The organism is Polaromonas hydrogenivorans (assembly GCF_040105105.1).
GTDB lineage: Bacteria > Pseudomonadota > Gammaproteobacteria > Burkholderiales > Burkholderiaceae_C > Polaromonas > Polaromonas hydrogenivorans.
The window spans coordinates 3725018-3742554 of record NZ_CP157675.1; the positions used below are offsets into that span (position 1 = coordinate 3725018).

Sequence of the window (17537 nt, forward strand, 5' to 3'; positions counted from 1 at the left end):
GCGGCATCACTCATTTCTGCATGGCGGCTCCCTGTGCAATGGGGCTGTGTCGGGGGCTGCGAAGCATGATTGCCAGCAGCAGTCCTGTTGCCATGCAGCCCAGGGCAAAGGGCAGGATCGCAGCAATGCCCATGGCCTTGGCCAGCCCGCCGGCAATGGCCGGCGCGATGGCGCCACCCACAATCTCGCCGGCACCGATGATGAAGCCGGTGGCGGTCGAGACATGCTGCGCCGGCACGTTGTCGGCCGTGACTGAATGCACCATGGCGATGACGCCGGAAATGAAGGCCGAAGCCAGGAACATCAGCAGCGACAGACGCAGCGGTTCAGCGCCTGTCTGCATCAGCAGCCAGGTCGGCAGCATGGCCATGACCAGACAGGTCACCATCATTTTTTTGCGACCCCAGCGATCCGACAGTGCCGGAAACACCAGCATGCCTGCTGCGCCGCCCACCCCAAGCGAGGACATCACCAGCCCCATCTGCCCGAGTTCCAGATGGAGATGATCGGACAGGTAGCTGGGCATCAGCGAGCCAAAAATCACTATCGGTGCCAGCCAGAAACAGAACCCGACGCTGCATAAGGCGACATTCGGGCAGGCCAGCACCGTGCGCAGTGGTGCCTGAAGGGCTGGTGCCTGGCCTGGTGAGGGTTGGGAGCGTCCGGGTTCGGCAAGCTTGCGGAAGATGAGCCAGGCGCAAAGCAGGCCTGGCAGTGCGGTGACGACAAACACCCAGCGCCAGGAGGGAAGCACCTGCAAAAGCAGGATGGCCAGCACTGGCGCCAGGGCACTGCCGACCAGCGGCGCCATCAGCTGCTGAAGGCCGGTGTTGCGGCCAACGCGCCCCGCAGGGCTGCTATCGACCACAGCGGCGATGCTGGCCGGCACAAAAGCGCCCTCGAATACGCCCATTACCGCCCGGATCAGCAACAGGCTGCCCAGGCCCATGGCCAGGCCGGTAGCGCCACACAGTATCGAAAAGACAAGCACCGAGGTGATCAGGATGCCGCGTCTTCCGAGCCGGTCCGACAGTCGGCCGAACACCATGGACGACAAGCCCCAGGTGAGCGCTACAGCCGCCGAGATCAGGCCAATGTCCTGGTAGTCCAGGCCAAGTTCCCTGGCCATGACTGGAAACAGCGGGTACATGATGAACCGGTCAAGGTTGACCAGCGCAAAACCAAACGCCATCAGCCCGAGTGTCTGCAACTCATGCGGAGGCGACTGGGCCGGGTCAGGAGGCGGTGTGTGCAAGGACGAGCTGTTTGTCATGGTGGTCTTGTGGGCGCTGGTTGGTCGGGTTGATGCGATGGTTTTGCACGCTTAAAAATTAATGACCATGCGTGCCTGCAAGCTCAGTGGCGAGGCCGCCCGGTTGCGCACCATGCTTTCGGTGTAGGCGTTGATCCACAAGGCTTTTTTCGGGCTGATGCGCCACATCATTCCCGGCCCTATGCCCAGTACCCGCTCGCGTGAATCGGCCAGCCGTGTGCCGTTGGCCCGGCTGTCCGACAGCTGCTGGAAGTAATAACCATTGATGCCAACGCTGACGTCAGGCGTGACGGAATACGATGTGGCGAAGTTGACCCAGGCCGCGTCGCCAGCCTGCGTGGTGCTGACTGGCTGGCCGTTGAATGGCCGGGGTGCGCTGGAGGCGGGTTTGTTGTTTTTGAAGTTGTAGAGGTAGTGCAGGCGCCAGCTGGTTTCCCAGCGCGGTGCAGGAAAAAAGCTTGCCGCCCAGTACGGGTTGAACGACGCATAGCCGGAACCCTGGTTGATGTCCACGTTCTGGTCGTAGCGACCGGTGGGGAGAATGGCTGCAGCTGCGAGGCGCTGCACAAAGACCGGCGCACCCCCTGCGTTCATGACGGGTTCGGCCTGCAGCGAGGCTTCCAGCGTGATGTCGCCGGCACCGGTGCCGCCGTCCTTGAGCGATGGCCCCGGGCCAAAACTGGTGTCCAGCGCCACCACCGGCAGGATCGCCATGAGGGCCGGCCGCCAGCCGCCAATCGACGTTGGCAAGGCATAGGTGATCTGGTTGAGAAAAACCGTGCTGCTGATTTTGGGATCCGTGAACACCGGGCTGGCGTTGCCGTTGGAGTCCACAATTTTGTTGGCGCTCGAATGCCGGACCGTGCTTAACCAGGTCCAGCCTGGAGGGCCTGAAAAGCCGTCGTAGAAGCTGGTGTTCCCCAGATTCAGTCCGCCCGGCTGGCTCACCGCTGGCGACTGGCCCATGGCGTGGCCGGCCAGCAGGGTCACAAAAGCAGTGCCGGCAAGCCTGGCCAAGCTGCGTGGTGCGAGGTGTGATTTCATTTTGAGTTGTCTCCATGGGCTACCTGCACCGTGCGAAAGTGTGGTGCGGCAGATGGCATGAAGCGTAAAAGCCGGGCCGCTTTCGGACTTGCCCGGCCATGACACACTTGACCGGATGTGTCGCGCCATCGTCAGGGCTAACCCGTAGCTGGCCTGGCGACGGTCCGGCTTCATTTCAGACTTCAATCTCACCCGATGAGAAAGTCACTTGTGCCAGCCATGCGAACCATCCTAATATGCGCTGCCAGCACAGCACGCGAGCGCTAAAAAGAGATGAAGAGACAACAAAGGCTTAAACATGATGTCACGTTCCATGGCTTCCCTTGATGGCTGTATCTCCGCCAGCTCGGCGCTGATGTGGGAGGACGCAGTGCATACCGGCATCGGCCGCATGCCGGCCGAGCTGCGCCATCAGGAGGTCATGCACCTCCAGCCGGTGGGCGGACAGGCCTTCAGCGGCCGCATCGACTATGGTGACCTGGCTGGCACCGGCCTGTGCCGCATGACTGCCAGCCCGCACCGTTTTCAGCGCGCCCTGCGTGAAGGCGCTTCACATGCCGCCAGCCCGCTGATCCTCGTCATCCAGGTCAAGAACTCCAGTTACTTCGAGCAGCGCGAACGCAGCGGCATGCTCAGCCCCGGCGACTGGTGCGTGCTGGACACGTACCGGCCGTTCGGCTGGAACAGCGCATCGGGCTGCGAGCAGATCATCATGACCATCCAGCGGCCGGCCGATTCGGGGCTGGGCGACCTGATCGCACGTGGCGCGGCGCAGCGCTGCGATGGCAAGACCGGCGCGGCGCGCATTCTGCAGGCCATGGTGAGCGAAGTGATGGGCCAGATCCACCACTTGGCGCCCTACAGCGCCGGATCACTGGCCAGCGCCCTGACGGCGACTGCGTGGAATGCGCTGCAAGAACAACTTGAGGCACCTGCTCCGATCCTGCTGCGCGACACCCAATGCAGCCGGCTCAAGGCCTGGATTGAAACGCGGCTGGCCGAGCCTGATCTGTCGGTTGATACGATAGCCCAGGGCTGCCGCATGTCGGCGCGCAGTGTTCACCGCGCCTTTTCCAGTGACCCTACCGGCTCGGTTTCGAGTTATCTCTGGCAGCGCCGTGTGGTTCAGTGCGCCGCCGCGCTGAAAAACCCGCAGGAAATGCACCGCTCCATCACCGACATCGCCCTGTCCTGGGGATTTTCAAGCTCGTCGCATTTCAGCCGGGTGTTCAGGAGCACCCTGGGCGTGTCGCCACGCAGCTACAGGGCCGGAGGCCAACACGCTGACTGGCTGGCAGCCTGGTCGGGGGTAGTTCCAGAACCCGACCGCCCAAAGGCAAGCTGAGCGGCCAGTTTTGCCAAAAAACATCGCCGGGACCTGTGCCCCGGCGTTTTTCGTGAGGGCCGGCTTCAGGCGGGAGTCTGCCCGATGCCCAGCAGGCGCATGGCATTGCCCTTCAGGATGCCGGGCATCACCTCGGGCTTGAAGCCGGCGTTCTCGAAATCCTTCATCCAGCGGTCCGGCGTGATCAGCGGGTAGTCCGAGCCGAACAGAATCCGGTCTTTCAGCAGCGTGTTGGCGTACTGCACCAGCTGCTTGGGGAAATACTTGGGGCTCCAGCCCGAGAGGTCGATCCAGACGTTGGGCTTGTGCGTGGCCACGCTCAGCGCCTCGTCCTGCCACGGAAAGCTCGGGTGCGCCATGACGATCTGCATGTCGGGGAAGTCGATGGCCACGTCGTCCAGGTGCATGGGGTTGCTGTATTCGAGCCGCAGGCCGCCGCCGCAGCGCATGCCGCTGCCGATGCCGCTGTGGCCGGTGTGGAAGATGGCCGGCAGCTTGTAGGCGTTGATCACCTCGTAGATCGGCCAAGCCATCTTGTCGTAGGGGTGGTAGCCCTGCACCGTGGGGTGGAACTTGAAGCCCCTGACACCGTTTTCCTTGATCAGCCGCTCGGCCTCGCGCGCGCCCATCTTGCCCTTGTGCGGGTCGATGCTGGCGAAGGCCATCATCATGTCGCTGTTCTTTTGCGCAGCCTCGGCGATTTCCTCATTGGGAATGCGCCGGCGGCCCATCTGCGTCTCGGCGTCCACCGTGAACATCACCAGGCCGATGTTGCGCTCGCGGTAGTAGGCAATCGTCTCTTCAATCGTCGGCCGGCGGCTGTTGTGAAAGTACTTGTCGGCGGCGCGGTCGTATTCCTCGCCGTAGTTGTCGAAAGGGTTCCAGCAGCTCACCTCGGCGTGGGTGTGCATGTCGATTGCGATCAGCTTGTCAAAGTCCATTTTCCGTCTCCGTTGAAGTGCGTTGAAGTGAAGTGTGGGCCGGTCCGGCGCCGGCCAAGGCTAGGGGTAAATACCAATCAAAAGACGCTGCAACTCGCTTGAATTGGTTATAGTTCATAACCATAATCGATCCAACGAGGAAAATCAACCATGACCCATCCAGACATTCAACTTGACATTTGCGGCGACGAAAAAGAAGTCGCCGTGGTCCGCCTGACGCGCGGCGCCAAACGCAACGCACTGTCCGACGGCCTGGTGCTGGCGCTGCGCAACATCTTCGAGCAGTTGCCTGCCAGCGTGCGCGCCGCGGTGATCGACGGCGAAGGCCCGCATTTCTGCGCCGGCCTGGACCTGAGCGAACTCAAGGAGCGCGATGCCGGCGCCGGCCTGCACCACTCGCGCATGTGGCACGCCGCGCTGGAGCGGGTGCAGTACGGCCCGGTGCCGGTGGTGGCCGCGCTGCACGGCGCGGTGGTCGGCGGCGGGCTGGAGCTGGCCAGCGCCTGCCACATCCGCGTGGCCGACGAAACCACCTTCTACGCGCTGCCCGAAGGCTCGCGCGGCATTTTTGTGGGCGGCGGCGGCGCGGTGCGCATTCCGCGCCTGATTGGCGCGGCGCGCATGACCGACATGATGCTGACCGGCCGCGTCTACAACGCGCAGGACGGCGAACGCATCGGCCTGGCGCAGTACCTGGTGCCCGCCGGAACCGCCTTCGACAAGGCGCTGGAGCTGGCCAAACGCATCGCGCAAAACGCGCCGCTGACCAACTACGCGCTGGTGCACGCCCTGCCGCGCATCGCCGAGCAGCCGGCCGACCAGGGCTACATGACCGAGGCGCTGATGGCCGCCATTGCCCAGAGCGCGCCCGAAGCCAAGCAGCGCGTGCGCGCCTTCCTTGACGGCAAGGCCGAAAAAGTCAGCAAAGACTGACCGGCTTTTCGCTTTTTGACCTTTCACCCGGCACCGAGAACCACCCCATGCAAGAGACAACGGCCGCCCCAACTCAAGCACCGGGCCGGGCTGGCCGAAGCCCTGCACACCGGCACCCTGCCCTTCACGCTCAAGCCGAACTGACGCCCCGAAGGAAAGCCACGTCGGCCTAGGCCGCGCCTATGATCCGGCCCCGCATGAAAACACCTTCAAAACGACCTTTTGCGCTTACCCCTGTTACGTCAGCAGCTATCAACCAAGGAGCATGAATATGAACCATCGCCGCCACTTCATCCAGACGCTCGGCAGCGCCGCCGCGCTGGCCGCCCTGTCGCCCCTGGTCGCCCGCGCGCAGGGGCTGGAGCAGGTCAAGATCCTCTACGGCTTTCCGCCCGGCAGCGCCGGCGACAGCGTGGCCCGCCGCGTGGGCGAGAAACTGGCCGGCTCGGCCTACACCAGGAATGCCGCAGTCGTCGAGAACAAGCCCGGCGCGGGCGGGCGCATCGCCCTGGAGACGCTGAAGTCCGCCCCGGCCGACGGCTCGGTGCTGGCGCTGGCGCCGGTGTCGGCGCTGTCGGTGTACCCGCACATCTACAGCAAGTTGAGCTACGCGCCGACGGATTTCGCGCAGGTGTCGATCGGCGCGATCATGCACCACGGCCTGGCCGTCGGCCCGATGGTGCCGGCGCAGGTCAAGACGCTGAAGGACTTCCTGGCCTGGGCCAAGGCCAACCCCGGCCAGGCCAGCTATGGCTCGCCGGGCGCCGGCTCCATGCCGCACCTGCTGGGCGCGCTGCTCGGCCTGCGTTCGGGGGTGGACCTCAAGCATGTGCCTTACCGGGGCACGGTGCCCGGCATCACCGACCTGGTGGGCGGCCAGATCGCCTCGACCATGAACCCGAGCGGCGACTACCTCAGCTACGCCAAGGCCGGCAAGCTGCGCGTGCTGGCCACGTCCGGGCCGCAGCGCTCGCCGTATTCGCCGAATGTGCCCACGTTCGCGGAGCAGGGCTTTGGCGACCTGACGGTCGAGGAATGGTTCGGCTTTTATGCCCCGGCCAAAACGCCGGCCCCGGTGATCGCCAGTGCCTCGGCGGCCATCAACCAGGCGCTGAAAGAAAAAGTGGTGCTCGACAGCCTGGCGATGGTCGGCCTGATCGCGCATGGCTCCACGCCCGAGGAAATGGCCAAGTCGCAAAAGGCCGAGTTCGAACGCTGGGGGCCGCTGGTCAAGCAGACCGGCTTCACCGCAGAGTCCTGATTCCAAGCAAAAAGTGCCGTTTGCGCAATACCTATATGCGCAAGCAGCTCCTTATTTCATAGCAAATTATCGATCTCCCGTCAGCCCGGCCTTGCCAGCGAATGCCTGCAGTTCTTCAGCGTCCACGGATGGCGGCACAATGCCGCCATGCCCAGTTCCCGCAAGTCCGCCCCTCCCAACCCCGCCGTCGAGACGGTGGACACGGGTTTCCTCGAAAGCCTGATTGGCTACAACGCCCGCCGCGCGTCGCTGGCGATTGTTGAAGTGTTCATGGTGCGCATGGCACCGTATGACTTGCGCATCGTCGATTTTTCGATGCTGTCGCTGATTGCGCACAACCCGGGTATCACCTCGCGCCAGCTCTGCGCCACCCTGGGCATCCTGCCGCCCAACCTGGTGGGCCTGATTGCTTCGCTGGAAAAACGCGAACTGATCGAACGCCGCCCGCACCCCCACGACCGCCGCGCCGCCGGCCTGCACCTGAGCGCCCAGGGCGTCGAGCTGGCCCGGCAGGCCGAGCAGACCGCCGCCGCGCTGGAAACAGAAGCCGCCGCCCGGCTCACCCCGTCAGAGCGCAAGACCCTGATGCGGCTGCTGCAGAAGATTTACCAGTAAAGGCGCCGCCGAAGTAACGACGGTCGGGCTGTTAGCGGCGGCTGCGAGCGTACTCGCTGCGATGCTGCATGAATCGGTGATAGGACATCCGCAAGTGCAGCTGCATGACCTGGCGCGCGAGTTCGCCGTCGCGCGCCGCTACCGCAAGGGTCAGGTCGCGATGATGGTGAAGGCTCTGCTCCAGTTCTGCAGGCGTGTAGAGGTAGAACGAGCGCACGAGGATCGGCATGTCGATGATGGTGTCGAGCATCGAGCGCAAGCGCGGCGATCCCGCAGCATCGAGCAACGCCCGGTGAAAGCTGCGATTGGCCTCTTGAACCCTGGCGATGGCATCGTCCCCTCCCGCCTTGATGGCGGCGGCCATCTCCTCATTGCTCGACTCAAGCCGGCCGACAAGCTCGTCGCCCCCGCGCGTAGCCGCCAGGTACGAAGCATAGGGTTCGAGCAGCATCCGCAGCTGAAACGTCTCTTCGATATCCCATTCGCTCCACTTGGCGACATGGATGCCTTGCCCGATGGCATCGGTGGCGAGACCTTCCTCAACCAATCGCTTGAGCGCGGTCCGCACCGGTGTGCGACTCACCCCCAGTTCCCGCGCCAGCGGCTCCTCTTTGAGTTGCGATCCAGGGCTGTAGTGGCCACCGACCAGGCGTTGCCTCAGGACTTCGTAGGCCGTGTTTCTTGCGTGCTGCATCTGACCGTGTGTGTAAGTGTGAGGCTGATTGTAGGGCGGGGTATTTTCCATGCCTTCCAGGGAAACATTCAGAAAACAATAATGTACAAATAATGTACTACTCAGGGAAAAATTAAAGGGTTTTGTAGGTGTTTACCCTGAATCATATTGTTTGTTTTGTATTTTATTTGTACTATCAAGCCATCGAAAGGACTTCAGACATGCACATCGCAATCATTGGTTTGGGCGAAGTCGGCCGTTGCTACGCAGCGCCACTTCAGGCGGCTGGTTTTGAACTGAGCTTGTGCGAGGCACGCCCGTCGCCGGCGGCGACCGCCCTTGCGTCTTCCTTGGGCTTGCCCATTCACGACAAGCCCGGCCCATGGCTCGCGGGCGCCCAGTGGGTGCTGTCGTGCGTGACGGGCGCGGTCGCGCTCGAAGTGGTCAAGGGGCTGGCGCCTTTGCTCGCCAGGGGCGCAGTCATTGCCGACCTGACCACGGCAAGTCCGCAAGCCAAACGCGATGCCGCGCTTGCTGCCTCCGGGCACGACGTCGGATACGTGGACACGGCCATCATGGGGGCGATCTCGCTGAACCTGGTACGCACGCCGCTTCTGGCCTCGGGCAAGGGCGCAGAAGAATTCAAGGGACTCATTGAGCGCGCCGGCGGCCGCGTGCAGGTCATCGCCGGTGGCGCTGCGGGCGATGCCATCTCGCTCAAGATCCTGCGCAGCGTCTTCACCAAGGGCATGGAGGCGCTTTGCGTCGAACTGCTCATGAGCGCCGAAAAGCAGGGGGTGCGCGAACAGCTCTATGAGCAACTGAGCGACATCGACCAAACCCCGCTGCGCTCTTTCATCGACATGCTGGTTCGCACCCATGTCATCCACGCCGGGCGGCGGGCTCATGAAGTCCACGACGCGCAAAGCGAACTCGCCTCGCAAGGACTGGCGTCGGTCGTCTTGCCGGGCGTCGAACAGCGCTTTCGCATCACCGCCAGCGCGCTCAAAAAGCACCCGCTGGCGCTTGCAGAACCCAGCATCGACCAAGCCCTGCAATGGCTTGCCTCCACCGCCGATCAGGCCTGACCCATCGCACTTTTTCTTCACTTTATCTGGAAAGCATCATGACCACCAGCGAACAAATCACTCAACTGCGCGACCTTGGCGCAGCCACCGTCTATGAGGCGCAGGGCGCCAAGGGCGCGCTCGACAGCGGCATGAAGCCCATCGATCCGACGACCCGGCTGGCTGGCCCGGCCCTGACGGTCGATGCCCGCCCTGGCGACAACCTGATCCTTCACTACGCCGTGCAGAAGGCCAGGCGCGGCGACGTGCTGGTTGTCGATGCCAAGGGCTTCATGGAAGCTGGTCCATGGGGCGATGTGCTGACCCTCCAGGCGATGAAGCTCGGCATCGCCGGCCTGGTGATCAACGGCTGCGTGCGCGACGCCAATCTGATCATCGGCCTCGGGTTTCCCGTGTTCTGCCGTGGGCTGTCCATCAAGGGCACGGGCAAGAACCAGCCCGGCAAGGTCAACGTCCCGATCATGGTGGGCGACGTGTTGATCAATCCTGGCGACATCATCGTCGGCGACCGCGACGGCTTGGTGGTGGTCGCCCAGGGCGAAGTCGCGACGGCCATCTCAAGCAGCCTGGCCCGCGAAGAAAAGGAAGAAAAGCAGCGCAAGGCAATCGATGAAGGCGCCACGACCGCTGAACTGCTCAACCTGACGGACACGCTGGCGCGCTTCGGCCTCGTCTGAACCTGAACCCCTGCAACCCGGAGACATCTATATGCGCAATCTACTCAACGCACCGGCAGTCATCGCCGCCGCACTGGCTTTCACATTCGCGACGGCGCATGCCGCCGATGCCTACCCGTCCAAACCGATCCGCATGGTGGTCGGTTTCGCGGCAGGCGGCTCGGCCGACATCAACGCCCGCATCGTCGGGCAGCAACTCGGCAAGGAACTCGGTGGAACCATCGTCGTGGACAACAAGGGGGGTGCGGGCGGCAACCTCGGTGCCGTTGAAGTCAAGCGTGCCGCGCCGGATGGCTACACCTTCTTCTATGCGACTTCAGCCGTGGTCCTGGCGCCGTCGCTGTATTCGAAGCCGGGATTCGATCCCTACAACGACTTCACGCCCGTCTCACTGACCGCCACGATTCCACTGGTGCTCGTCGTGAACCCGAACGTGCCGGCCAAGACGGTTGCGGAGTTGGTGGCCTACGGCAAGGCGAATCCGAACAGGCTCAACTACGGGTCGTCCGGCGCCGGCGCTCTGCTGCACCTGGGCGGCGCGTTGTTCACCAAGGAAACCGGCATTCAGGCGACGCACGTCGCCTACAAGGGGAGCGCGCCGGCCGTCGTGGATCTGCTGGGTGGGGTGACCCAGTTCATGTTCCTTCCGATCAACGAGGTCATGACGCACATCAAGGGCGGCACGCTGCGCGCCCTGGCCGTGACGAACGACAAGCGGTCCGCGCTCTTGCCCGACGTTCCGACCCTTCGGGAAGCCACGGGCAAGACCACCATGGACATGGGCGCGTGGCAGGGCCTGATGCTTCCCAAGGGGACGCCCGCCGACGTGCTCGGCAAGGTGAAGGCTGCGCTTGAGAACTCGCTCAAGGACAAGGCCATGCGCGACAGGTTGACGGCGCAAGGCTCAATCGTCCTGGGCGGTACGCAGAAGGAGTATGCCGACTACATGAAGCAGGAGGGTGATCGATGGGCCCGCGTGATTCGCGACACCGGGGCCAAGGCGGACTGACCTGGATGACTCGGGCAGCGCGCTACCAGACTTAGAGCATCTGCTTCCTCAGGAAGGGATTCAGGAACATATCCTTGGGGTCTAGACTTCGCCTGAGGCTGTTGAACGTATCGAGGTTCGCCTGAGGCAAGAGCGACTTGATATTGACCGGGGGGGAAATCTTGTGCCAGTACTTGGACCAGTGCGGTCGGCCTTTTAGTTCCTTGATCCAGTACTCGCCGACGACCCTGTTCGCCATCTCGTCGAATTCGGACATGGCTGCAGACCGGTTGTTCGGGTTGGGATCGTTCTTCGGATAGGCGCTGAGGATCTCGATCCAGCAGTAGTGGGTTTCGCTGTGAGCAGCTTCGAACGCAGGAGAAAGGAGCGCCTGGCTGTTCTTGGTGAATCGGGCGTGCAGGCATGTCGTCAGGGGGTACTTGCCCGCCGCCCATTTGACACGGGTGTAGTTCACCGCCTGCCACCAGGCGTTCACGACGTTCGAGAAATCCCAGGCGTTCGGCCCGGTGGCAGGGATCGGCATCGCCACCTCCAGGTCGAGGATGGGGAAGGCTTTCAGTTGATAGTGCAGAACCCGGGGGGCATCGGCGACGAAGCCTTTGCTTGACTCGATGACCTTCACGCGGTCATTGATCGTTTTCCAGGTGAGCGCCTGCACAGCGGGAATAACCATCGGTCGCTGCGCGCTCCATTGCATCACGGATCCAGCCATCGAATCGACCCAGTCATCATCCGTGCGCAGCGGGATGTCGCGGGGATCGTCCTGGGTACGGTTGTATTGCTTCACCCAGATCGACCCATCGAACCCACTGCCGGGAAACCAGAACAACTCAACGTATTCGTTGCCGGTGACGAGGGCATGCAACTTTGATGCGTCAATCGCGCCGCCCCTGGATTCGGGGTTCGCGCCCATCACCTCGGCGGTCGGGACGATCCGCTCCTGGTCCCAGAGCCTGTACATGGGATCGACTTTGAGAGTGATCTTCGTGATGACTCCGAGCATGCCGACGCTGACCCGAACCGTGTTCATCTCATTGGGGGTCGTGTCCTCTGAAAATACGTGGACCTTTCCATCTGCGGCAACGAATTCGATGGCATAGATCAGGTCTGACACCGTCGGCTGCTCCCAGCCGGTGCCATGGCATCCAGCCGCGACGAACCCCGTCGCGTTGATGCTGGGAAGAACGCCTGCGGTAGGCAGATACATCTTGGGCAAGGGACCGTCACTGGTAAGCGCTTCGCGAACGTCTGCCCATCGGGCCGACGGAAAGAAGGTCACGAGATTCAGCCCATTCTTCTGCCAGCGGAATGCCTTCTGGCCGTTCTGTGTGATGCCCGTTGGGTCAATAAGAATGCCTCCGTTGGTCACGACGAGGGGGGTCCAGGAGTGTCCGCTTCCGAAGCAGCGGATGATGCTGCCCGCGTTCTGGGTCACGATGTCCTGCAGTTCGCGGACGCTTTTTGGCTGACAGAACGTATCAGGAAGCGTCGTGATGCTACCGGCCCAATTCGTCCATTGGTTCTCGTTTTCGTCGTACATATCCATGAGAATCGCCCTCCGGTCATTAACAGAATTCCGATGCTTGGCTTCCCCGATGGCAGGAGTTGCGCCTCCCGCCCCGCCACAGCCCACCAACTTCGGCAGGCCGCAGGGATATCTCGGCGGGATTGCTCAACTGCTGCTGATCAGGCCCAGGGTGTTGGACAAGGTGGTCCCGGTGATCGTGTAGGCCGCCGTCTTGGGCGCTCCCTTCTTGTACATGAACGCCTGCTTGGCTTCGTTGTCGTAGCCCCAAACCACAAAGACGTATGACCATGTCATGGCGCCATCGGGCACCCCGAAGTCACCCGGGTCAAACTCCTGGGTTTGCCCGAGAAGGACGTCGCCGCTGCTCTTTGACGCGACCTTTTCACCGTTGTCGTCCAAGTAAGTAAACATTTGGCGGGCGACGAATCCCCCGCCGTTATGGAGAGAAAACTTTCCGACCGTGGTCATAGCCATGGGAGGCTCCTTGTCTGTTGGTTGTTGATGGGATCAGGGTGCACCTCGTGCGAGGGGCAGTAGCATGCGGAAACAAGCTTCTGGCATTGAAAGAACTTTGACTTATAAGCACCTCCTGCGAGCGAGAACAAATTGATCAGCCATGACAGTTTTTTTTGCCCGTTGAATTCAAAGTCAATGTGCCGCCGGATCTCACCGCCAACAATCCCCTCAAACGGCGTAGTCCGTCCGAGCCCGGCTAGCGTCTCCAGGAAGTTCCTCCGCCCGTGTTTCCTTCAGTTTTCAGAGGCGAAATCATGTTTTCTTCTGCGTCCCCAGGGCGTCTCCGGTTCGAACAGAGGGTCGAAAAAGGGGGCGTTTTGTTATGTCACAAATGAAACCGAAGTATTAATTGACGCGATGCGCAGCTTTCCGAAGGCCGAAGTCGCCCAATGACAGGGGGCGGAGCATGTGCGCCGGCTGGCGTGTCGTGGGTTTGTCTGGAACCTGCGCTACCCGAAGGAGACGCGCAGGCCCCTCGATGAATTCATCAGTTTGCGCGTGAAACCACGGCCTTCAGGCCGGGGAGGTAGAGCGCGGGATGCGAAGCATCCCCCTGCTTTGGCGGCGTACCTGTCGCGTCCGTTTTTGCCACCAGTTGATAACCGTATCCATCGCCGCGCTGCACTACGGTGCAATAGCGGTGGGATACACCTTGAACCAAACCATGGCGGGTTTGAATGTTGAAGCTGCCCGATGCCCTGACCGCAACCCGTCCGGTGTAGCTACCTGTCTTCTTGCCTTGGGTGACTTGGGCTTTCACCATGTCGCCAGTCTGAAAGCCCTGGATGCTTTTTGAACGGGTCAGATAACCGCGCGCGCAGCCATACTTGTCCAGCCGGGTGCGCTGGTAACTTCCACGCCCCATGGCCTTGAGGCACAGGGTGGGCTTGTGCCAGCCGGTCATTGAGTTCACATCGCCGACACAGGCCGCATCGAGCGCATGGGTTTTGGGGAGGCCCAACCGGGTTCGATTGAACTTTGTTCTACCGCCAGAGTCTGTTTCAACTGCAAGGCCCGTCGCCTTGAGTTGGTTGACCAGCGCCCAGCGAGTTGCATTGACGGCAGCGGCATCCTTGAGTGGCCGCTTGGCTTGGGCCTGAATACGCTTCAAACGCTCGGGCTGCCTGGCTAAAAAAACTTCAACCGGCAAAGCCGCCTTTTTTGCGTTGCAGCATTGACAAGCCAGCGTCAGATTGCTGATACGGTTTGAACCACCCTTGGACTTGGGCTGGATATGCTCGATCTGCAACGGCACACCCTTGGCGCCGCAGTAGGCGCAAGTCCGGCACCATTTCTCAAGCAGGTACTCACGCACCTCGTAGCCCGCAAGCGTTCCTTGTTGGTACTGCGCACCTTCAATATCAGGATTTTCAAAAGCCTGCATGTCAAAGCGAACCAGTTCGGTACTGATGCTTGACACCGGCGCGAGGCGCTGCAGACGATTGACCCATGCCAGCGTCGTATCAACCCGGTGTTGCAGGCTTGGCGCCAGCCAGTCTGACTTTTTGTTGCCCCGGTTCCTGAACCGGGGCGCACGGTAGCGCAAGTGACTGCGCCGCATTCTGCGGTGCCCACGGCCGCGCCGTGAGTGCTTCGCTGATCTGTTTGCCCCGGTGCATCAGCTCAAACAGGTTGATGACAGCCACGCCGTTCTGTGCTGTTTCCCGCACCAAAGCCATGCCGGTAGTTTTACTGCCCGGATCGAGTTTGACGCGCAACGCCTGAAACTCGCTGTCTTCAGCCAAACGGTCAACGACCCGAATCGTGAACGGCATGACCTTGTGGACTCGCGCCCGCCCGCGTTCCAGCAGCAATCTGGCCCGCTTTTCGGTACACGGCATCAGTGGCCTGCCGCTTCGATCCAAAACAAATACTGCCATTTCAAATCCTTCTGCCCTTACGGGCCTTGTGACGCAAGCCTTTCGGCAAATCTCCCCTCGGGAATGTCAGCAACCGGCTCCTGCTTTTGAGGGCAGCGACTAAAACCTTCGACCCTTTACCTTTGGTCTGCATGATTCAAGCCTTGCAGAGCAGCGAACTGAGGAAGCATTCGCTGGTGCGTCTTGACGACCCATTACTAACGTAGCGGACTGGATACCTCTTTCCCTGTTTCAACCTGGCTTTTTGGATTTCTCCTCAAGCTCCGCCCTTTAGGGCGGGGTAGTTGACTCAAGTGTCTATTGCGAAATCTGTGCAGCCTATACGGCGGTGGCGAACACGCTTTTGCGCGGAGTCGTGTGCCAATAAAGCCGCACCTGCCTGTGAAGCATCACCCCCCAAGGCTATGCTTCGACCACAAGTGCTGGGCAAAGAATATCAAGACCTGGACGGATATATCCCCACCAACGCAATGCAAAAGTGCGTGTTGGAATCTGGCTCTTTACCCTTCAGATTCGGCAATGCGAAGGTCGTCGTACCGTCTCCTCCGTAGGTTGTGCCCAGTAAACTGAAGAGGGCCGTATTTTGCGAAATGGCCATGAGTTGCCCTTCGCAGAATGCCCAGCCGTTTGGGGCGAAGTTATACGGAAGCAGTTGAATTTGACCGAGAAATGGTTCCATGATGAAGCTCCATTTATTAGCGCCAAAGCGCGATTAAGAAAAAATCTCTCTATACCGATGTGATTCCAATTCTGGCTTGCAGTGGGCACGCAAGGCATCCTCCAGACAGTCCACGCAGAACACCGCCGCCATGCTATTGCTATGGAAATTAGCCATATCTACAAGAAGTTCACGGCCAATTCCAGCCCGTCCCCCACCTCACTCCACCGTCACGCTCTTGGCCAGGTTGCGCGGCTTGTCCACGTCGGTTCCGCGCGCGCACGCCGTGTGATAGGCCAGCAGCTGCAGCGGCACGACATGCAGCAGCGGGCTCAGCACGCCGTAATGCTCGGGCATGCGGATGACGTGCACGCCTTCGCTGCTGTCGATGCGGCTGTCGGCGTCGGCCACTACATACAGCACGCCGCCCCGGGCGCGCACTTCCTGCATGTTGCTTTTGAGTTTTTCGAGCAGCGCGTCGTGCGGCGCCACGGTGACCACCGGCATGGCGCTGGTGACCAGCGCCAGCGGGCCGTGCTTGAGTTCGCCGGCCGGGTAGGCCTCGGCATGGATGTAGCTGATTTCCTTGAGCTTGAGCGCGCCTTCGAGCGCAATCGGGTAATGCATGCCCCGGCCCAGGAACAGCGCGTTTTCCTTTTTCGCGAAGTCCTCGGACCAGCTGATGACCTGCGGCTCCAGCGCCAGCACGGCCTGCAGCGCGGCGGGCAGGTGGCGCAGGGCTTTCAGGTGGCCCGCTTCCTCGTCCTCGCTCAGGCGGCCCTTGGACTGCGCCAGCGCCAGCGTCAGCAGGAACAGGCCGACCAGCTGGGTGGTGAAGGCTTTGGTCGAAGCCACGCCGATCTCGACGCCGGCGCGCGTGATGTAGGCCAGCTTGCATTCGCGCACCATGGCCGAGGTGGCCACGTTGCAGATGGTCAGCGTTTTCGTCATGCCCAGGCTTTGCGCGTGGCGCAGCGCGGCCAGCGTGTCGGCGGTTTCGCCGCTCTGGGTGATGGTGACGATGAGCGTGCGCGGGTTGGGCACCGAGGTGCGGTAGCGGTATTCGCTGGCCACTTCGACCTGCGTGGGGATGCCGGCAATCGACTCCAGCCAGTATTTGGCCGTGCAGCCGCTGTAGTAGCTGGTGCCGCAGGCCAGGATCAAGACCGAGTCGATGTCCTTGAAGGTGCGGTAAGCCTCGTCGCCAAACAGCTCGGGAACGATGCCGTTGACGCCTTCGAGCGTGTCGGCGATGGCACGCGGCTGCTCGAAAATTTCCTTTTGCATGTAATGGCGGTAGGGGCCGAGTTCGGCCGCGCCGCTGTGGGCGTGAACGGTCTTGACCTCGCGCTCGGCGCGCTGCTGGTGGCGGTCAAAAATCCAGTATTTGCCCAGTTGCAGATCGACCATGTCGCCTTCTTCGAGATAGACGATCTGGTCGGTGACGCCGGCCAGCGCCATCGCGTCGCTGGCCAGGAAGGTTTCCACGTTGTCGGCCAGCACGCCGACGCCCAGGATCAGCGGCGAGCCGGCGCGGGCGCCGACGACGCGGTGCGGTTCGTCCTTGCAGAAGGCGGCAATCGCATAGGCGCCGTGCAGTTGCGCCACGGTGGCCTTGAGCGCCTCGAACAGGTCGCCGTCGTACAGGCTGTCCATCAGGTGAACGATGACTTCGGTGTCGGTCTGGCTCTCGAACACATAGCCTTTGGCCTGCAGCATGGCGCGCAGGTCGTCGTGGTTTTCAATGATGCCGTTGTGCACCAGCGCCACCTTGCCCGGACGCGCCGCGCTGCCGGCGCCGGTGCCGTGGCTGAAATGCGGGTGGGCGTTGTGCACGGCGGGCGCGCCGTGGGTGGCCCAGCGGGTGTGGGCAATGCCGGTGCCGCCCTGAATGTGCTCGGCGCTGACCTGCTCCTGCAGTTCGGACACGCGCGAGGTGCTTCGCGCCCGCTTCAGGCCGTCGGCATACACCGCGACGCCGCAGGAGTCATAACCCCGGTATTCGAGCCGCTGCAGGCCCTGCACCAGGATGGGAACAATGTTTCGGCTGGAAACCGCTGCAACGATGCCGCACATAAAAAGCACTCCCTTGTAAA

General features: G+C 62.1%; 16 protein-coding genes and 1 pseudogene. 7 read left to right on the top strand and 10 right to left on the bottom strand.

Annotation, left to right across the window (positions count from 1 at the left end):
- Window positions 1–10 precede the first annotated feature (10 nt).
- Together ABLV49_RS17965 and ABLV49_RS17970 are read right to left on the bottom strand one after the other, a co-directional pair.
- Window positions 11–1273, bottom strand: coding sequence for an MFS transporter (locus ABLV49_RS17965; protein WP_349278585.1), 1263 nt, complete (start codon window positions 1271–1273; stop codon window positions 11–13).
- 51 nt (window positions 1274–1324) lie between these two features.
- A complete protein-coding gene (locus ABLV49_RS17970) occupies window positions 1325–2317 on the bottom strand; it encodes a SphA family protein (RefSeq protein WP_349278587.1) in 993 nt (330 codons plus the stop codon).
- Between the two features lie 298 nt (window positions 2318–2615).
- Here ABLV49_RS17970 and ABLV49_RS17975 point away from each other — a divergent pair, with 298 nt between their 5' ends.
- Entirely contained in the window at window positions 2616–3662 is a 1047-nt protein-coding gene (locus ABLV49_RS17975) for a helix-turn-helix domain-containing protein (RefSeq protein WP_349278589.1), read from the top strand.
- Between the two features lie 65 nt (window positions 3663–3727).
- On the opposite strand, the gene ABLV49_RS17980 is transcribed toward ABLV49_RS17975, so the two are convergent.
- Window positions 3728–4603 carry a 4-hydroxyphenyl-beta-ketoacyl-CoA hydrolase gene (locus ABLV49_RS17980; protein ID WP_011800025.1) on the bottom strand — a complete coding sequence of 292 codons (876 nt, stop codon included), beginning with the start codon at window positions 4601–4603 and terminating at the stop codon, window positions 3728–3730.
- Between the two features lie 150 nt (window positions 4604–4753).
- Here ABLV49_RS17980 and ABLV49_RS17985 point away from each other — a divergent pair, with 150 nt between their 5' ends.
- From ABLV49_RS17985 to ABLV49_RS17995, 3 genes are all read left to right on the top strand, one after another.
- Window positions 4754–5536 (top strand): crotonase/enoyl-CoA hydratase family protein, encoded by a 783-nt coding sequence (locus ABLV49_RS17985; RefSeq protein ID WP_349278591.1) that lies wholly within the window; start codon window positions 4754–4756, stop codon window positions 5534–5536.
- Window positions 5537–5807: 271 nt separating this feature from the next.
- Entirely contained in the window at window positions 5808–6797 is a 990-nt protein-coding gene (locus tag ABLV49_RS17990) for a Bug family tripartite tricarboxylate transporter substrate binding protein (protein ID WP_349278593.1), read from the top strand.
- 147 nt (window positions 6798–6944) lie between these two features.
- Window positions 6945–7412, top strand: coding sequence for a MarR family winged helix-turn-helix transcriptional regulator (locus ABLV49_RS17995; protein WP_349278595.1), 468 nt, complete (start codon window positions 6945–6947; stop codon window positions 7410–7412).
- Window positions 7413–7443: 31 nt separating this feature from the next.
- On the opposite strand, the gene ABLV49_RS18000 is transcribed toward ABLV49_RS17995, so the two are convergent.
- Complete coding sequence (locus ABLV49_RS18000) at window positions 7444–8106, bottom strand: GntR family transcriptional regulator (protein ID WP_011800021.1); 663 nt, start codon at window positions 8104–8106, stop codon at window positions 7444–7446.
- A 200-nt stretch (window positions 8107–8306) separates the two neighbouring features.
- Here ABLV49_RS18000 and ABLV49_RS18005 point away from each other — a divergent pair, with 200 nt between their 5' ends.
- The 3 genes from ABLV49_RS18005 to ABLV49_RS18015 are packed head-to-tail and all read left to right on the top strand — an operon-like array spanning window position 8307 to window position 10859.
- Window positions 8307–9173, top strand: a complete 867-nt coding sequence (locus tag ABLV49_RS18005) for an NAD(P)-dependent oxidoreductase (protein ID WP_349278597.1) — start codon at window positions 8307–8309, stop codon at window positions 9171–9173.
- A gap of 38 nt (window positions 9174–9211) precedes the next feature.
- Complete coding sequence (locus ABLV49_RS18010; RefSeq protein WP_349278598.1) at window positions 9212–9850, top strand: 4-carboxy-4-hydroxy-2-oxoadipate aldolase/oxaloacetate decarboxylase; 639 nt, start codon at window positions 9212–9214, stop codon at window positions 9848–9850.
- A gap of 31 nt (window positions 9851–9881) precedes the next feature.
- Window positions 9882–10859 (top strand): Bug family tripartite tricarboxylate transporter substrate binding protein, encoded by a 978-nt coding sequence (locus ABLV49_RS18015; RefSeq protein WP_349278600.1) that lies wholly within the window; start codon window positions 9882–9884, stop codon window positions 10857–10859.
- A 31-nt stretch (window positions 10860–10890) separates the two neighbouring features.
- On the opposite strand, the gene ABLV49_RS18020 is transcribed toward ABLV49_RS18015, so the two are convergent.
- From ABLV49_RS18020 to glmS, 6 genes and pseudogenes are all read right to left on the bottom strand, one after another.
- Window positions 10891–12405 carry a D-arabinono-1,4-lactone oxidase gene (locus ABLV49_RS18020; RefSeq protein ID WP_349278602.1) on the bottom strand — a complete coding sequence of 505 codons (1515 nt, stop codon included), beginning with the start codon at window positions 12403–12405 and terminating at the stop codon, window positions 10891–10893.
- A 126-nt stretch (window positions 12406–12531) separates the two neighbouring features.
- On the bottom strand, window positions 12532–12861 hold the full coding sequence (locus ABLV49_RS18025; protein WP_011800016.1) for a hypothetical protein: 330 nt from the start codon (window positions 12859–12861) through the stop codon (window positions 12532–12534).
- Between the two features lie 529 nt (window positions 12862–13390).
- On the bottom strand, window positions 13391–14449 hold the full coding sequence (gene iscB, locus ABLV49_RS18030; protein ID WP_415838148.1) for an RNA-guided endonuclease IscB: 1059 nt from the start codon (window positions 14447–14449) through the stop codon (window positions 13391–13393).
- The gene (locus ABLV49_RS26080; protein ID WP_415838149.1) at window positions 14367–14783 is read right to left on the bottom strand and encodes an RRXRR domain-containing protein; all 417 of its coding nucleotides are present in this window, start codon (window positions 14781–14783) and stop codon (window positions 14367–14369) included. Before ABLV49_RS26080 ends, iscB begins: the two co-directional genes overlap by 83 nt.
- Before the next feature lie 493 nt (window positions 14784–15276).
- Window positions 15277–15462: pseudogene (locus tag ABLV49_RS18035) on the bottom strand (phage tail protein); the annotation flags it as partial.
- A gap of 198 nt (window positions 15463–15660) precedes the next feature.
- Window positions 15661–17517 (bottom strand): glutamine--fructose-6-phosphate transaminase (isomerizing), encoded by a 1857-nt coding sequence (gene glmS / locus ABLV49_RS18040; protein WP_349278606.1) that lies wholly within the window; start codon window positions 17515–17517, stop codon window positions 15661–15663.
- Between the last annotated feature and the right edge of the window lie 20 nt (window positions 17518–17537).

What these genes read in the sequence shown, in the direction of transcription:
- ABLV49_RS18025 (WP_011800016.1), bottom strand. Translation starts at nt 12,861, where the DNA reads ATGGCTATGACCACGGTCGGAAAGTTTTCTCTCCATAACGGCGGGGGA.
- ABLV49_RS18000 (WP_011800021.1), bottom strand. Translation starts at nt 8,106, where the DNA reads ATGCAGCACGCAAGAAACACGGCCTACGAAGTCCTGAGGCAACGCCTG.
- ABLV49_RS17975 (WP_349278589.1), top strand. Translation starts at nt 2,616, where the DNA reads ATGATGTCACGTTCCATGGCTTCCCTTGATGGCTGTATCTCCGCCAGC.
- ABLV49_RS17965 (WP_349278585.1), bottom strand. Translation starts at nt 1,273, where the DNA reads ATGACAAACAGCTCGTCCTTGCACACACCGCCTCCTGACCCGGCCCAG.
- ABLV49_RS18010 (WP_349278598.1), top strand. Translation starts at nt 9,212, where the DNA reads ATGACCACCAGCGAACAAATCACTCAACTGCGCGACCTTGGCGCAGCC.
- glmS (WP_349278606.1), bottom strand. Translation starts at nt 17,517, where the DNA reads ATGTGCGGCATCGTTGCAGCGGTTTCCAGCCGAAACATTGTTCCCATC.
- ABLV49_RS26080 (WP_415838149.1), bottom strand. Translation starts at nt 14,783, where the DNA reads ATGGCAGTATTTGTTTTGGATCGAAGCGGCAGGCCACTGATGCCGTGT.
- ABLV49_RS17985 (WP_349278591.1), top strand. Translation starts at nt 4,754, where the DNA reads ATGACCCATCCAGACATTCAACTTGACATTTGCGGCGACGAAAAAGAA.
- ABLV49_RS17970 (WP_349278587.1), bottom strand. Translation starts at nt 2,317, where the DNA reads ATGAAATCACACCTCGCACCACGCAGCTTGGCCAGGCTTGCCGGCACT.
- ABLV49_RS17995 (WP_349278595.1), top strand. Translation starts at nt 6,945, where the DNA reads ATGCCCAGTTCCCGCAAGTCCGCCCCTCCCAACCCCGCCGTCGAGACG.
- ABLV49_RS18005 (WP_349278597.1), top strand. Translation starts at nt 8,307, where the DNA reads ATGCACATCGCAATCATTGGTTTGGGCGAAGTCGGCCGTTGCTACGCA.
- ABLV49_RS18020 (WP_349278602.1), bottom strand. Translation starts at nt 12,405, where the DNA reads ATGGATATGTACGACGAAAACGAGAACCAATGGACGAATTGGGCCGGT.
- ABLV49_RS18015 (WP_349278600.1), top strand. Translation starts at nt 9,882, where the DNA reads ATGCGCAATCTACTCAACGCACCGGCAGTCATCGCCGCCGCACTGGCT.
- ABLV49_RS17980 (WP_011800025.1), bottom strand. Translation starts at nt 4,603, where the DNA reads ATGGACTTTGACAAGCTGATCGCAATCGACATGCACACCCACGCCGAG.
- ABLV49_RS17990 (WP_349278593.1), top strand. Translation starts at nt 5,808, where the DNA reads ATGAACCATCGCCGCCACTTCATCCAGACGCTCGGCAGCGCCGCCGCG.